This window comes from Herbidospora sp. NBRC 101105 (genome assembly GCF_030269205.1).
GTDB lineage: Bacteria > Actinomycetota > Actinomycetes > Streptosporangiales > Streptosporangiaceae > Herbidospora > Herbidospora solisilvae.
Map to the genome: position 1 here is coordinate 284,837 of NZ_BSSX01000002.1, position 12,968 is coordinate 297,804.

12 protein-coding genes are annotated in these 12,968 nt (G+C 68.4%); 7 read left to right on the forward strand and 5 right to left on the reverse strand.

Annotated elements, in window-relative coordinates; translation table 11 throughout:
- Nucleotides 1-95: 95 nt before the first annotated feature.
- Nucleotides 96-1,967, forward strand: a complete 1,872-nt coding sequence (locus QSK34_RS10230; RefSeq protein WP_285582549.1) for an RICIN domain-containing protein — start codon at nucleotides 96-98, stop codon at nucleotides 1,965-1,967.
- A gap of 193 nt (nucleotides 1,968-2,160) precedes the next feature.
- Here QSK34_RS10230 and QSK34_RS10235 read toward each other — a convergent pair whose 3' ends face one another.
- On the reverse strand, nucleotides 2,161-3,114 hold the full coding sequence (locus QSK34_RS10235; RefSeq protein WP_285582551.1) for a hypothetical protein: 954 nt from the start codon (nucleotides 3,112-3,114) through the stop codon (nucleotides 2,161-2,163).
- A gap of 61 nt (nucleotides 3,115-3,175) precedes the next feature.
- Entirely contained in the window at nucleotides 3,176-3,712 is a 537-nt protein-coding gene (locus QSK34_RS10240) for an RICIN domain-containing protein (RefSeq protein ID WP_285582553.1), read from the reverse strand.
- Nucleotides 3,713-3,978: 266 nt separating this feature from the next.
- Here QSK34_RS10240 and QSK34_RS10245 point away from each other — a divergent pair, with 266 nt between their 5' ends.
- Nucleotides 3,979-4,386, forward strand: a complete 408-nt coding sequence (locus QSK34_RS10245; RefSeq protein ID WP_030454114.1) for a hypothetical protein — start codon at nucleotides 3,979-3,981, stop codon at nucleotides 4,384-4,386.
- Here the strand turns inward: QSK34_RS10245 and QSK34_RS10250 are convergent.
- Nucleotides 4,337-5,203: a helix-turn-helix domain-containing protein gene (locus QSK34_RS10250; protein WP_285582556.1), complete on the reverse strand. Its 867-nt coding sequence runs from the start codon at nucleotides 5,201-5,203 to the stop codon at nucleotides 4,337-4,339. The two genes, QSK34_RS10245 and QSK34_RS10250, sit on opposite strands and share 50 nt — an antisense overlap.
- A gap of 103 nt (nucleotides 5,204-5,306) precedes the next feature.
- Here QSK34_RS10250 and QSK34_RS10255 point away from each other — a divergent pair, with 103 nt between their 5' ends.
- On the forward strand, nucleotides 5,307-6,302 hold the full coding sequence (locus QSK34_RS10255; RefSeq protein WP_285582558.1) for an SDR family oxidoreductase: 996 nt from the start codon (nucleotides 5,307-5,309) through the stop codon (nucleotides 6,300-6,302).
- A gap of 36 nt (nucleotides 6,303-6,338) precedes the next feature.
- Here QSK34_RS10255 and QSK34_RS10260 read toward each other — a convergent pair whose 3' ends face one another.
- Nucleotides 6,339-8,192 (reverse strand): hypothetical protein, encoded by a 1,854-nt coding sequence (locus QSK34_RS10260; RefSeq protein ID WP_285582561.1) that lies wholly within the window; start codon nucleotides 8,190-8,192, stop codon nucleotides 6,339-6,341.
- 1,002 nt (nucleotides 8,193-9,194) lie between these two features.
- Between QSK34_RS10260 and QSK34_RS10265 the strand changes: the two genes are divergently transcribed.
- The 3 genes from QSK34_RS10265 (at nucleotide 9,195) to QSK34_RS10275 (ending at nucleotide 11,235) form a co-directional block, all read left to right on the forward strand.
- Nucleotides 9,195-9,407 carry a hypothetical protein gene (locus QSK34_RS10265; protein ID WP_285582563.1) on the forward strand — a complete coding sequence of 71 codons (213 nt, stop codon included), beginning with the start codon at nucleotides 9,195-9,197 and terminating at the stop codon, nucleotides 9,405-9,407.
- A 35-nt stretch (nucleotides 9,408-9,442) separates the two neighbouring features.
- Nucleotides 9,443-10,417 carry an aldo/keto reductase gene (locus QSK34_RS10270; protein ID WP_285582565.1) on the forward strand — a complete coding sequence of 325 codons (975 nt, stop codon included), beginning with the start codon at nucleotides 9,443-9,445 and terminating at the stop codon, nucleotides 10,415-10,417.
- A gap of 335 nt (nucleotides 10,418-10,752) precedes the next feature.
- A complete protein-coding gene (locus tag QSK34_RS10275; RefSeq protein ID WP_161479266.1) occupies nucleotides 10,753-11,235 on the forward strand; it encodes a hypothetical protein in 483 nt (160 codons plus the stop codon).
- A 158-nt stretch (nucleotides 11,236-11,393) separates the two neighbouring features.
- On the opposite strand, the gene QSK34_RS10280 is transcribed toward QSK34_RS10275, so the two are convergent.
- Entirely contained in the window at nucleotides 11,394-11,606 is a 213-nt protein-coding gene (locus QSK34_RS10280; protein WP_285582567.1) for a cold shock domain-containing protein, read from the reverse strand.
- Nucleotides 11,607-11,629: 23 nt separating this feature from the next.
- On the opposite strand from QSK34_RS10280, the gene QSK34_RS10285 reads away from it, so the two are divergent.
- Nucleotides 11,630-12,964, forward strand: a complete 1,335-nt coding sequence (locus tag QSK34_RS10285; RefSeq protein WP_285582568.1) for a phenylacetate--CoA ligase family protein — start codon at nucleotides 11,630-11,632, stop codon at nucleotides 12,962-12,964.
- Nucleotides 12,965-12,968 lie beyond the last annotated feature (4 nt).

Here is a 12,968-nt window from a genome sequence, read left to right on the forward strand (position 1 = left end):
CGTGTTGTGCTGTGGCGCACAGCAAGGTTTCTTTCCTGTTTCATTTGTTACATGGTCCGCCAGCCGGCGTCCCGCGGACCGCGAAAGGAATCACGGTGTTACCTCCCCTTCGCCGGGCCGTCGCGATCGGCGCCGCCCTCGTCACCACCGCGGCCCTCATGACGGCCACTCCCGCCGCGTACGCCGCCAACGAGACCGTCAACGTCTGGCTCACCACCACGTCCGACAGCGGCGGCCGCAACGTCACCCGCGGCCTCCAGCAGCAGTCGCCCGTCACTTTCGGCACCACCGCCGGTGGGGCCACCCACACGATCACGGTCAACGAGAACACGACCTACCAGACCTTCGAGGGCGGCGGCGCGTCGATCACCGACACCACCGCCCACCTGTTCCGCGGCGGCGCGATCAGCGCGGCCACCCGCGACGCGGTGATGCGCCGCCTGTTCCACCCGGTCGACGGCATCGGCCTGTCGTTCGTGCGCAACCCGATCGGGGCCTCCGACCTGTCCCGGCCCGGCAACGTCTCGCTCGACGACACCTGCTGCAACCTCAACGACTTCGGCGCCAACGGCTACGACACCAACGTGCGCCTGCTCACCCAGCAGGCCAAGCAGCTCAACCCGCAACTACGGGTGAAGGGCGTGCCGTGGAGCGCCCCCGGCTGGATGAAGGACAACGGCCGGATGGACCAGATGGGCTGGCTCCAGTCGCAGTACTACTCGATGTACGCCCAGTACTTCGTCAAGTACATCCAGAGCTACCAGGCCATCGGCGTGCCGGTCGACTACGTCTCGGTCCAGAACGAGCCCAACTGCTGCCAGGCGGGCAACCCGACCGCGATGAACTACCCCGGCATGAGCTGGAACTCCTCCGGCCTGGTCGAACTGACCAAGAACCACATCTACCCGGCGTTCCGCGCGGCCGGCATCACCACCAAGGTGATGGTGCACGACTGGAACTACGGCGACTACAACCAGATCGGCGCCGGCCTGCTGGCCGACCCGGCGGTCCGCAACGACCCCCTCTTCGCCGGAATCGCCTGGCACGGCTACTTCGGCGACCCCAACGTCGGCACGCAGGTGCACAACCAGTACCCGAACGTGAACCAGTTCTCGACCGAGCACTCGGGCGGCACCTGGATCGGCAACCAGCACAACGAAGATATGTCCGACATCGTGAACTACACCCGCAACTGGTCGAAGAGCATCGTGAAGTGGTCGCTCGCCCTGAACCAGTCGATGGGCCCGCACAACGGCGGTTGTGACGTCTGCACCGGCCTGGTCACCGTCCAGGAGGGCGGCGCCCGCGCCGGGCAGGTCGACAACACGATCGAGTACTACACGACCGGCCACCTGACCAAGTTCGTCAAGCCCGGCGCGGCCCGCATCGACTCGACCGCCAACGGCACCGTCCAGAACGTCGCCTGGAAGAACACCGACGGCTCCAAGGCCCTGATCGCCCACAACGGCACCACGTCGGCGCAGTCGGTCCGGGTCAACTGGGGCAACCAGGCCTTCACCTACACCCTCCCGGCCCGCACCACCGCGACCTTCACGTGGACCGGCACCCAGAGCGGCGGCGGAGGCGGTACCACCGGCCCGATCACCGGCTTCGGCGGCAAGTGCATCGACGTGGCCGGGGCCAGCACGGCCAACGGCGCGGCCGTGCAGCTCTACACCTGCAACGGCACCGCCGCCCAGCAGTGGACCCGCCCCGGCGACGGCACCGTCCGCGCCTTCGGCAAGTGCCTCGACGTGACCGGCCAGAGCACCGCCAACGGCGCGCAACTCCAGTTGTGGACGTGCGGCGGGACGGCCAACCAGCAGTGGACGTACACCTCGGGCCAGGACCTGGTGAACCCGGTGTCCGGCAAGTGCGCCGACGCGACGGGCAACTCCAGCGCCGACGGAACCAGGCTCCAGATCTGGACCTGCACGGGCGCGGCCAACCAGAAATGGAACGCATAGCCATCTGAATGGGGAGTGAAGGGGTGGCCGGACCTCGGGGGGTCCGGCCATCTTCGTGTTCGCGCCTGCCGGGTGGTGCCCGCTGCTCGTCGACGGCCGCTCCCCGCGCGGCCGGTTGGCGCCGGATGCGGCGGGAGGCCGGGGCGGCGAGCGGTGCCGGGGTGGGCGGGAGCCGTAACGGAAAGAAGGCTTCTCAGCTGATGTGAGGTTTGCCCTTGCCCTTGAAGAAGATGCCGGGGAAGCCGGAGGTCTCGAAGCCGAGGCTCGGGTTGTTGCGGAGCTTCGACTTGGTGATGTGCAGGGTGCCGGTGTTGTCGTTGCTGACGAAGAAGATCGCGCCGCCGCCCTCGTTGGCGCGGTTGTTCTGGATGGTGGAGCCGCTGATCTTGACGGTGAAGAGGTTGCCGTCCATGTAAAGGGCGCCGCCGCTGCCGCCGCCCGGTTTGCCGCTGCGGGCCGGGTTCGCGCCCGTGCCGGTCGCGCGGTTGCCGGTGAAGACGCTGTCGACGACCACCCACGAGACGCCGATGCTGCTCAGCGCGCCGCCGTTGGCGCAGGTGCCGTCGGTGAAGCGGCTCTTCCTGACCGTGACGGGCAGGTCCCGGTACTGGTCGAGCACGCGGATGGCCGCGCCGCCCAGGTCGGGGCCGCTGGCCTCGCAGCGGTTGCGGGTGAAGGTGGTGTTGCTGACCGACAGGCGGCCGCCCCGGACGAAGACCGCGCCACCGCCGCCGCCCTCGGCCCGCTGGCCGATCGAGTTGCCGTCGGCGAAGCCGATGTTCTTGATGGTCAGGCGGGGGGTGGCCTGGTCCTGGCAGTGGGAGGTGGTCCACACCTGGGCCCGGTCGCAGGTGTTCATGTAGAGGATGCGGCGTCTGCCCATGCCGCTGAGGGTGACCTTGCCGCCGCCGTCGATGACGACGTCGCGGCTGGTGTTGCGGACCTTTGCTGTGGCGGTCATCTTGATCGTGACCGGCTTCGGCCCGCACGCGAACCGGATGGTGCCGCCCTTCGCCACGGCGTTCACGACCGCCTGGGAGGTGCAGCTCGCGGGGGTTCCCTTGCCGATGACCTGGACGGCCGCCGCCTGGGCCGGCGTCGCCGGGAGCACGGAGGCGAGCAGGACGGCGGGTAACAGGAGACGCATTCGGCGAACGTTACTCCTGGGGCGTTCCGGCGTGAAACGGCACGTTCCACGCCGGAACCGTTCACCACCAGGTGTTGTTCCCCCTGGCGAGCCGCCAGAGCCGGTCGGTGGAGTTCTGGTCGGCGTCGAGGTAGAGCGAGTCCCGGCTCCCCCCGGCCTCCCACGTCGCGATCGTGATCGCCAGGCCCGGGTTGAGCCGGGGCCGGAAGGTCCCCCATCCGGTCGGCGTGTCGGCGTAGGTCTCCTCGGCCCGCCTCGACCAGTCCTGCAGCTTCGACCCGTCGCAGGTGCGGATGACGAGGGCGTCGCCGGCCACCGGGTTCGCGGTGCCCGGCTGGAGGCACTTGTTGGCCAGTTCGTTCTTGAAGACGGTGTAGCCGTCGGACCGTTCGTCGACCGTCCAGCGGGCGGTCGTGTACTGCCAGGCGGGCGACCGCAGGCTGATCACCCGGGCGCCCTCGGCGGTGCCGTTGTCGGCCACCGCGAGGCGGCTGCCGTCCATCCGGTTGTAGACGCGGATGTCGGTGGTGTGGTCGGCGTACGCCGGGCTCGCGGCCCCCAGCAGACAGACCACCGCGATCGGCACGATGCTTCGCACAGTCGGCTTCCCCTTTCCCAGGCGGACGCCCTTCCGGCTCCACTTATACACACCCTCCGCCGGATACCGTCGGACCTGGGATTTTCCGCACGCCCGGACGTGGCCGGATGACCCCGGACGGCCACGGATATCACCGGAATTTCCTCGCCATATCCGCACATCGGCTCACCGATCGAAAATCAGTAATCAATGGTGCATGCCATCACGACAGGTATTACTCTCACAATTGCCACGGTTATCACCGCGTCCAGAAACGGATCCCCCCAATGCGTGATGAGCTCGCCGGCAAGGCCTCACGAGACCTGCTCCGCGACACGTCGGTCGGCCTGCGCGTCGATGCCGGCAACCCGTCACTCAAAGAGGTCGAGAAGGCCGCCGCCGCCCTGTGCGCGGAGGAGGAGAACGCGGGCTGGGTGCGGTTACCCGACTCGACCCTGTCCGACTACCTGTCGGGACGGCGCGACGTGCTGCCCGACTGGCGGTTCATCCACACGTTCGTGGTGGTGTGTCACCGGCTGGCGATCGCCAACGGGCTCGACCCGGAGCCGCTGCGTGACCTGAAGGCGACGTTCGGGGCGTTGTGGAAGGCGGCCAAGCACAAGGAGAAGGGGTCGCTGACGGTGATCACTCCGCTGCCGTACCGCCAGTACGACATCCTGGAGCCGACGATCTGACCGGCGTGGCCGTGGCCGAGGCCAGCAGGGCGAGCTTCTCCGCGCCCTCGGTGCCCGGCTCGGGATGGTAGACGACGAGCATCTGACCGTCCGTCCCGCTGATGGCCAGCTTCTCGCGGTCGAGCCTGAGCTCCCCCACCTGGGGATGGTTGAAGGTGAGCGTGGCGCCGAGCCGCCCGGCGACGTCGTGACGTCCCCACAACCGGCGGAAGTGCTCACTGGCCAGGGAGAGCTCCCCCACGAGCTCGATGAACCGGGGGTCGTCGATGTCGCCGCCGACCGACTGCCGGAACCCCGCGAGCAGCACCGCCGAGGCCCGCTCCCAGTCGGGGAACAGCGCCTGCTCGGCCGGATCGAGGAAGACGTCGCGCAGCCGGTTGCCGCCCACCCGGAGCCGCGGCGACAGCGCGGTGGCGAGGGCGTTGGCGGCGAGCACATCGAGGTAGCGCCCCTCGACGAAGGCGGGATACGGCAGTGACGCCACCAGCCGGGCGGTGCTCGGCGGCACGACCTCCCTCCGGGGCCGCCGCCGGGCTCGCCGGGGCCTCTCCTCGGCGAGCCCGAGCAGGTAGGAGTCGTCGTCGAGCCGCAGCACCCGGGCGATCGACCGCAGCACCTGCACCGAGGGGTGGCGGTCGCGGCCCTGCTCCAGCCGCAGGTAGTACTCGGCGCTGATCCCCGCGAGCATCGCGACCTCCTCACGCCGCAGCCCCGGCACCCGCCGGGTGCCCAGGGACGGGATGCCCGCCTGCTCCGGGGTCACGAGTTCACGCCGGGCACGGAGGTACTCGCCCAGCAGGTTCGGCTCGACGGTCATGCCTTCACGGTATGCGAGGTGACCGGATGCCCGCCTGTCCCTGTCACTACCAGGGCCGGGAGGGACCTGGCTCGGCCGGAGCCGGGCGGCGGACGATGCGGCCATGACTCGCCAACGTGTTCTCGTGACCGGCGGATCCGGCTTCATCGCCGGACACTGCATCCTTCAGCTTCTCAATCAGGGCTACTCCGTCCGCACCACCGTCCGGTCCCTGACGCGGGAGGCCGCCGTCCGGGCGGTGCTCGCCGACGCCCGCATGGCCGACGGCGACCTGAGCTTCGTCGCGGCCGACCTCATGACGGACGAGGGATGGGCCGACGCCGTCGAGGGCGTCGACTTCGTGCTCCACGTGGCCTCCCCCGTGCGCCTCGGACCGGTCGACGACGAGAACGAGGTGATCGCCCCCGCGCGGGAGGGCACCTTGCGCGTGTTGCGGGCCGCCCGCGACGCCGGTGTCCGGCGGGTCGTGCTCACCTCGGCCTTCCACGCCGCCGGCTTCGGCCACCCGCCCACCGACCACACGTTCACCGAGGAGGACTGGTCCGTCCTGGACGGCCCCGGCATGGACGCCTACGGCCGGGCCAAGACACTCGCCGAGCGGGCGGCCTGGGACTTCACGGCGGGCGGGGCGATGGAACTGGTCAGCCTCCTGCCGGTCGCGGTGATGGGGCCGATCATGGGCGCCGACGTCTCGGGCGCCAATCAGATCGTCCAGCGGCTGCTCAACGGCGAGCCGGCCGGGCCGCCCGGCATGTGGATCCCGATCGTGGACGTCCGCGACGTCGCGAGTGCCCACGTCCTGGCCATGACCGAGCCCGCGGCGGCAGGCCGGCGGTTCCTCCTGTCCAGCGGCCCGGCCCTTACGGTGCGGCAGATCGCCGCCGTCCTGAGCGCCCACCTCACGGACTCCGTCCCCGGACTCGCGACCCTCTTCCCGCCGGGCGATGACGACTCCGGCCCCGCGAAGAAGGTCTCCAGCGACCGGGCCCGCAGTGTGCTGCGGTGGCGGCCCCGCGACGCCGAGGAGGCGATCAGGGCGGGTGCGGACAGCATGATCAGCAAGAGTCCTGTAACGGGCCGCGCCCCTGGGTCCGTCTGAGGTCCCAGGGGCGCGGCTGCGTCGGTTCTCCCGTGCCTAGTCCTTCGGCACGTACAGCCGGATGTTGTCGATGCGGGCCTGGCCCTCGCCGACGTTCGTGTACGGCTCACCGATGACGAAGTAGTCGGGGTAGGCCGAGCCGGCCGGCCACTGGTTGTCCCACGTCTTGGAGCCGAAGGCGCCCGACGCGCGGTGGGAGGTGTTGAACTGGCCGTTGTACTCCGAGGCGTCCACGTTGTAGTGGAAGATCGGGACGTTGGCCCCGATCACGCCGGCGTCGTCGTCGATGAAGCCCCGGGTGAACCGGTAGGTCTGCTTGCCGACGTGCTTGAAGACGCCGCTGACCTCCATCGTGTAACCCGCCGGGGTGCGCTCGATGGCGAAGGAGTAGTCCTTGTGGGGCATCAGCTCGGGCTGCAGTTCCACGGCCGACTTCTGCACGCCGGAGACCGGGCGGCGGTCGCAGCTCGTCACGAACGTCTGCGACTGGCCGAGCGAACCCGTGAAGTAGAGCATGTTGACCGTGGTCTTGTTGCTCTGGTCCCAGGGGTACTTCTGGCCGGTCAGCGAGTTGCAGACGTCGTAGCCGTTGGTGTTCCGGGACGGGGCCGGGCTGAACTGGTCCATCAGCACCTTGCGGTGCCAGTGGTACATCGCCAGGTTCCGGGGCATCGCCGGGAAGTCGAGGATCGACATGAAGTGGAAGGCGTTGTACGCCTCGTTGCTGTCCTCCCGCACCGAGCGGGTGGCGCAGGGGTCGTTCGGGTCGATGTCGTTGGGGTTGCTGACCCAGGGGTAGAAGGTCTTGCACTCCCCGAGCTTGTAGCCGTTGTACTTGCCGTCGTAGAACAGCGACCCGTTGCGCAGGCCGCCGAAGTCGAGCGTCTTGAGCTCGTACTCGATGCGGTAGTACTTCGGCAGCGGCTCGGTGTTGCGGATGATCGCGCCACCCGTGTAGTGAGGCACCGTGATGTTGGCGACGGCGCCCACGGTGTCCAGCTTCTCCGTCTTGATCGACGGACGTTCGGCGGTGTCGGTGTAGCTGTCGTCGACCCGCCCGCCGCTCTCACGCGTGGAGAGGGACGCCGTGAGCCAGCCGTCCTTGCCGAACTCGGTCTCCTGCCGGTAGGTCCGCATGGTCGCCATCGACGCGTCGAACTCGGGACCGAGCTGCAGGCGGTAGAGGTCGCCGTTGTCGTCGTTGTAGTCGTCGACCGGGTCGCTGTAGTCGTCGAGCACCCACGGGCTGGCCTCGGTGCGGATCTTCTTGTTGAACGGCTCGTCATACTTGAGCCGCCAGCGAATGGGGGTGGGCTCCGGCTCGGGCTCGGCGGCCGCGCACGGCGGGGTCACACCGTCGTCGTCCTGGATGATCGTCAACTTCACGTTCTGCAAGGTCACCCCGGTCGTGCCCGCCTCGACGCGGAAGTCGGCGCCGCCGTTCTCGCGGTTGGCGAACCGGGCGTCCATCAGCTCGAAGCCCGCCGTCTTCCACGTGTTCGACCCGGTGCGGTTGACCGAACCCGTCGAGCCGTAGGCGCTGCCGGTCGAGTCGTACTGGACGCGGAAGGTGGCACCGCCCTCGTCGAAGTACTCGACCTGCAGGCACGCGACGTACGCGCCGTCGAAGGCGACCGCGTCGTCGACCTGGAAGTACATGTGCTGCGCCGGAGCCGAGGTCTGCACGGTCTTGCGGGCGTTCTTCCCGCCGACCGTCACGGGCGCGGTCGTGCCGTCACCCTGCTCGATCTGGCGAAGACCGTTCTCCTCGTTGACCTCGCCTAAGACGATCGAGGCGACGGTCCCCTCCGCGGCGGCCGACGTCGCGGCGGTCGGCGTCGCGTTGAGGAGCAGAGACGCGCCCAGGGTGACCACGCTCAGGGCCGCCACGGTCGAGCGACGTCCACGATTGCGAGTTGTTGCTTTCAATGCACTTCCTTTTCGGTTGAGCAAGGCGTCCGTTCGTGCCGCTCCGGGCCTCGGGACCGCGCCTGCGGCGCGGCCCCCGTCACGGGTGCCGATGTGCGCTGGTTCGATTCACTCGTCGGTCGCGCTCGCGCGCGGCAACTCCTTCCCGCCACCATCGGTGCGCACGAGCGTCGCGACAGGTGCCGGGAGTCCGTGCGAGACCGGTACTCGTAGCTCTTCGCCGTGCCGTGTGTCCTGGAACACCGTGTACGCATATCGGCTGGGCCGGTCGGGTCCTTCTCAGGACGCCGAGCTCGAGCAGGGATGCGGCGGAGCGATGGCACGCGGCTGCCGGATCGCACGCGCTCGCACCCGTCTCCAGCAGCTCGAACACCTTAATCGTATTCGACGACTTCCTCGTCGCCGGCATTCCTGTCGCCACCATTCGAATAACTCGAATCCTCTTCGATTTGCTACCTCACCACAGCCTCGATAAATGCGAGACACCTTGTCAAGGGTTTCGATTCGCGGACTTTCCCGGCCGATCGACCGGGCATTCGAGAATGTCGAATCGACGGTTCATCCCGACACCGGCGTGGGCCGTCGACGGTCGGGGGCCACAGGGATGGGCACGGCGAAGTAACGCCGCTTGTCACGAGGCGAGACAGACCCGGTCACCGGCCGACGGTGTTCGAAGGACGTCGGGCGCACGCTTGCCCGCGCCGCATCAGCCGCTTTCTTGATGGCCGATTTCCAAGAGAATCAGGAGCGTCTCCAGATCGCTATGAAGCGGGATCTCCCGCGTGGCGGGAATGCTCCTCCGTGATCTCTATCAGCCGAATCCTTCGAAGGTCGCGGAATAATGGCGCAAAGCGACACGGTGATCACCTTGGCGCAGATGGTGGGCCTGTTCATCAAACAAGCAAAAGCCTTCTGTCAGCCCTGCGCCAAACCGCGATCCCCTTATTGCAAGGCAGATTGGCAATGGCGTTCCAGGGCCTTTTGACTGCGGACAGCCAGGTGCTGGGTGTGGCGGGCGTAGAAGTCGTCGCCGTCTTCCGGGTGGTCCGTATTTCCAGCGGCATGCCCTCGCTCGGCATGCGCAGGTCCTCCAAGGGCTTGGTCCGTCGAGCTCTGGCGATCCCGGATAAGCCGTCATTCGGCAGGCAGGCCAGAGATGAGGCCGTGGACCCCTGACATCGCGGCGCTGACCACGATCTAGGGTCGCACTTATGGAATACGTACGTTTGGGACGAACAGGACTCAAGGTCAGCCGGATCTGCCTCGGCATGATGAGCTACGGCCAACCGCGCGAGGGCACCGAATGGATCCTCCCCGAAGACCAGGCCGAACCCCTCGTCCGCCAGGCCGTCGAAGCGGGCATCACCTTCTTCGACACCGCCGACGTCTACTCCGCCGGCGCCTCCGAAGTCGTCACCGGCAACCTGCTCAGGAAGTTCTTCGACCGCCGCGACGATTACGTCCTCGCGACGAAGGTCTTCTTCCCGGTCCGCCAGGGCCACAACGACAAGGGCCTGTCGCGCAAGCACATCATGGCCGCTATCGACGACTCCCTCACCCGCCTGGGCACCGACTTCGTCGACCTCTACCAGATCCACCGCTGGGACGACGAAACCCCCATCGAAGAAACGATGGAGGCCCTGCACGACGTGGTGAAGGCAGGCAAGGCGAGATACATCGGCGCGAGCTCCATGCGGGCGTGGCAGTTCGCCAAGGCCCAGCACGTCGCCGAGGTCAACGGCTGGACCAGGTTCGTGTCGATGCAGAACCACTACAACCTCCTCTACCGCGAGGAGGAGCGCGAGATGATCCCGCTCTGCGCCGACCAGGGCGTGGGCCTCATCCCGTGGTCCCCGCTGGCGAGGGGCCTGCTGGCCCGCGCCGGGCAGGAGCAGCACACCACCCGCCAGGAGGGCGACGGCGACCGCCAGCGCTTCCTCTACGGCGGACCGGGAGACGGAGACGTCCTGGCCAAGGTGGCCGAACTCGCCGGAGAAAGAGGTGTCGCCCCCGCGACTCTCGCGCTGGCCTGGCTGCTCCACCAGCCCGGCGTGGTCGCACCCATCATCGGCGCGACCAAGGACGGCCACATCGGCGACGCCCTGGCCGCCGTCGGTCTCGATCTGTCGGACAAGGAACTGGCCACTCTCCAAGAGCCCTACCAGCCCCGGTCCGCCCACTTCTGAGACAGGCGCCGATCCAGGCCGACGGGCGCGCGGTACCCGTCGGCCTGGATGCGACCGAAGCACGATCCCGCGAACGCGAATCAAGCACGAAACCTCTGGTCCGGCACGGGCCGATCAGAATGTGCGCAGGTGGGCCCGCGACTTCGTGCGGATCGCCGTCATAGGCACCTCGGGCGCCAAGGTGCCTGTCCAGTTCGCCGTCCCGACCGGCGAAAGGCGATCAGTTCCATCACTTGTCCCTCCGGCGGAACGGCATGGAACGCCTTATGGGTGAGACCCGGCCACCGGCCGTGTCTCGAAGTGCCCTCGATACGTAACCCGAGAAGGACAGACCCATGAAAAGCGTTCTCACCCGGCTGGCCGCCACCCTCGTCGCCACCGTCGGCGTCATCGGCCTGACCACGGCCCCCGCCCAGGCCGCGACCGAGATCACCGCCCACCTCGAAATCGGCTTCAACAACGGCGTGCCGGCCGCCCGGACCATCAACCTGAGCGTGCACGTCCCCATGAACGAGTACGACGCCAACGGCTACCTCATCCACGGCGCCCGGATCCAGGTCCGCTTCTACGGCAGCGACCCGGGCACCGACCCGCTGCTCTACGGCCCGGTCACCTGGTACAAGGACGACTACGGCCTGACCGCCGGCCCGGACGGCATCCACCTCGACTACGGCTGGGAGGTGCCCCAGGGCTCCTTCCTCAACGAGGACAGCGGTTTCGCCAACAACGGCGACGAGGTCTACATCGTCGCGAAGTTCATCGACGGCGACGGCGCGACCATCAGCGCCCAGTCCAACACCGAAGAAGGCCTCTACTGAGCCGACCCCTTGAGGCCGGTGGTCCGGCGCTCCCCCTTCCGTAGCCGGACCACTTCACGCCAACCCGGAGCCGCCGACCGGCACCTGCGACCCCGGAACAGACCATGCCCCGCCGGTCTCGCCCCGTGCCGTGCTGATCGACCGCACGAGGAACCGGGTCACGCCGACACCGACACCGCCCGGAACCCGTACCCGTCCTGCCCCGGAGCCTCCCACTCCAGGTCGACAGGTTGCCCGGCCGTCAACACCCGATACCCCGCAGCCTGGATATGGCTGAAGTGCGTCCAGCACCCGCCAGGCGTCTCCGGAGAGTCGATGACCCCCCACCCCTCGTCGGCGTGCCACTCCCGCACCACCCCTCGAACGCCCATATCCGGACGATACAGTCGCCCCCATGGCGCCCATCGAGTTGTTCCACCGTGTCGCGGCCACCGTCCCCGCCTACGCCGCGTTCCTCCGGGAGCACGACGTCGACCCGGCCGGCATCAGGACGGACACCGACTTCGCCACCCTCCCCTTCACGACCAAGGACAACTACACCCGGCGCCACCCGCTCAACGACCTCTGCCGCGACGGCGTGCTCCAGGGCATGATCGCCGTCTCCTCCGGCTCGACCGGCGAGCCGTCGTTCTGGGCGCGGACCGCCGACGACGAGAAGGTCATCGCCGACCGGTTCGCCCAGGTCATGGACAATTTCGGCCGCAGGCCCACGCTGGCGGTCGTGTGTTTCTCCCTCGGCACCTGGGTGGGCGGCCTGTTCACCCTCGCCTGTGTCAGGCACCTCCAGGACCGCGGCTACCCGATCACCGTCGTCGCCCCGGGAAACAATCCGGCGGAGATCGCGCGGGTCGTGCCGCAGCTGGCCCCGCTGGCCGAGCAGACGGTCCTGTTCGGCTATCCGCCCTTCGTCAAGGATGTCATCGACACCCTCGACCTCCCCTGGGCGTCGTACAACATCAAGATCGTCACCGCGGGTGAGGTCTTCTCCGAGGAGTGGCGCACGCTGGTCGCCGAGCGGGCCGGGATCGCCGACCCGGTCAGGTCGTTCGCGTCGTTGTACGGCACCGCCGACGCCGGCGTCCTGGGCAACGAGACGCCGCTGTCCATCGAGATCAGGCGGCATCTGGCCGCCCGTCCCGAGAAGGCCAGGGAGATCTTCGGGGCCGACCGGCTGCCGACGCTCGTCCAGTACGACCCGGCGGTCCGCTTCTTCGAGGAGTCCGGCGGGACGCTGCTGTTCAGCGGCGACAACGGCATCCCGCTGATCCGCTACCACATCGCCGACGAGGGCGGCCTGATCCCCTACCGGGAGATGCTGGACCGGATCGGCTTCCGGCCGGCGAGCGAGGGGCCCGAGCTTCCGTTCGTGTACGTCTTCGGCCGCAGCCGCTTCGCCGTTTCCTTCTACGGCGCCAACGTCTACGCCGAGAACATCTCGGTCGGCCTGGAGCAGCCGGAGGTCAACAGGGCGGTGACCGGCAAGTTCGTGCTGGCGGCCCCGGAGGGCGCCGACGGGCTGCACGTCACGGTCGAGCTCGCCCCCGGCCAGGAGCCGTCCGACGACCTGGCGAAGCAGGTCGCGGACCGGATCGTCACCCACCTCCGGCGGCTGAACAGCGAGTTCGCCCACTACGTGCCGGAGCGCAGGCAGCTCCCGCTGGTCACGCTGCGGCCCTACGCCGACGCCGTGGACTTCCCGCCCGGCGTCAAGCACCGCTATGTACGCTGATCGG

Bases quoted from the DNA above. Each gene is read 5' to 3' on its own strand.
- QSK34_RS10235 (WP_285582551.1), bottom strand. From the start codon at position 3,114: ATGCGTCTCCTGTTACCCGCCGTCCTGCTCGCCTCCGTGCTCCCGGCG.
- QSK34_RS10245 (WP_030454114.1), top strand. From the start codon at position 3,979: ATGCGTGATGAGCTCGCCGGCAAGGCCTCACGAGACCTGCTCCGCGAC.
- QSK34_RS10250 (WP_285582556.1), bottom strand. From the start codon at position 5,203: ATGACCGTCGAGCCGAACCTGCTGGGCGAGTACCTCCGTGCCCGGCGT.
- QSK34_RS10255 (WP_285582558.1), top strand. From the start codon at position 5,307: ATGACTCGCCAACGTGTTCTCGTGACCGGCGGATCCGGCTTCATCGCC.
- QSK34_RS10265 (WP_285582563.1), top strand. From the start codon at position 9,195: ATGGCGTTCCAGGGCCTTTTGACTGCGGACAGCCAGGTGCTGGGTGTG.
- QSK34_RS10270 (WP_285582565.1), top strand. From the start codon at position 9,443: ATGGAATACGTACGTTTGGGACGAACAGGACTCAAGGTCAGCCGGATC.
- QSK34_RS10275 (WP_161479266.1), top strand. From the start codon at position 10,753: ATGAAAAGCGTTCTCACCCGGCTGGCCGCCACCCTCGTCGCCACCGTC.
- QSK34_RS10280 (WP_285582567.1), bottom strand. From the start codon at position 11,606: ATGGGCGTTCGAGGGGTGGTGCGGGAGTGGCACGCCGACGAGGGGTGG.
- QSK34_RS10285 (WP_285582568.1), top strand. From the start codon at position 11,630: ATGGCGCCCATCGAGTTGTTCCACCGTGTCGCGGCCACCGTCCCCGCC.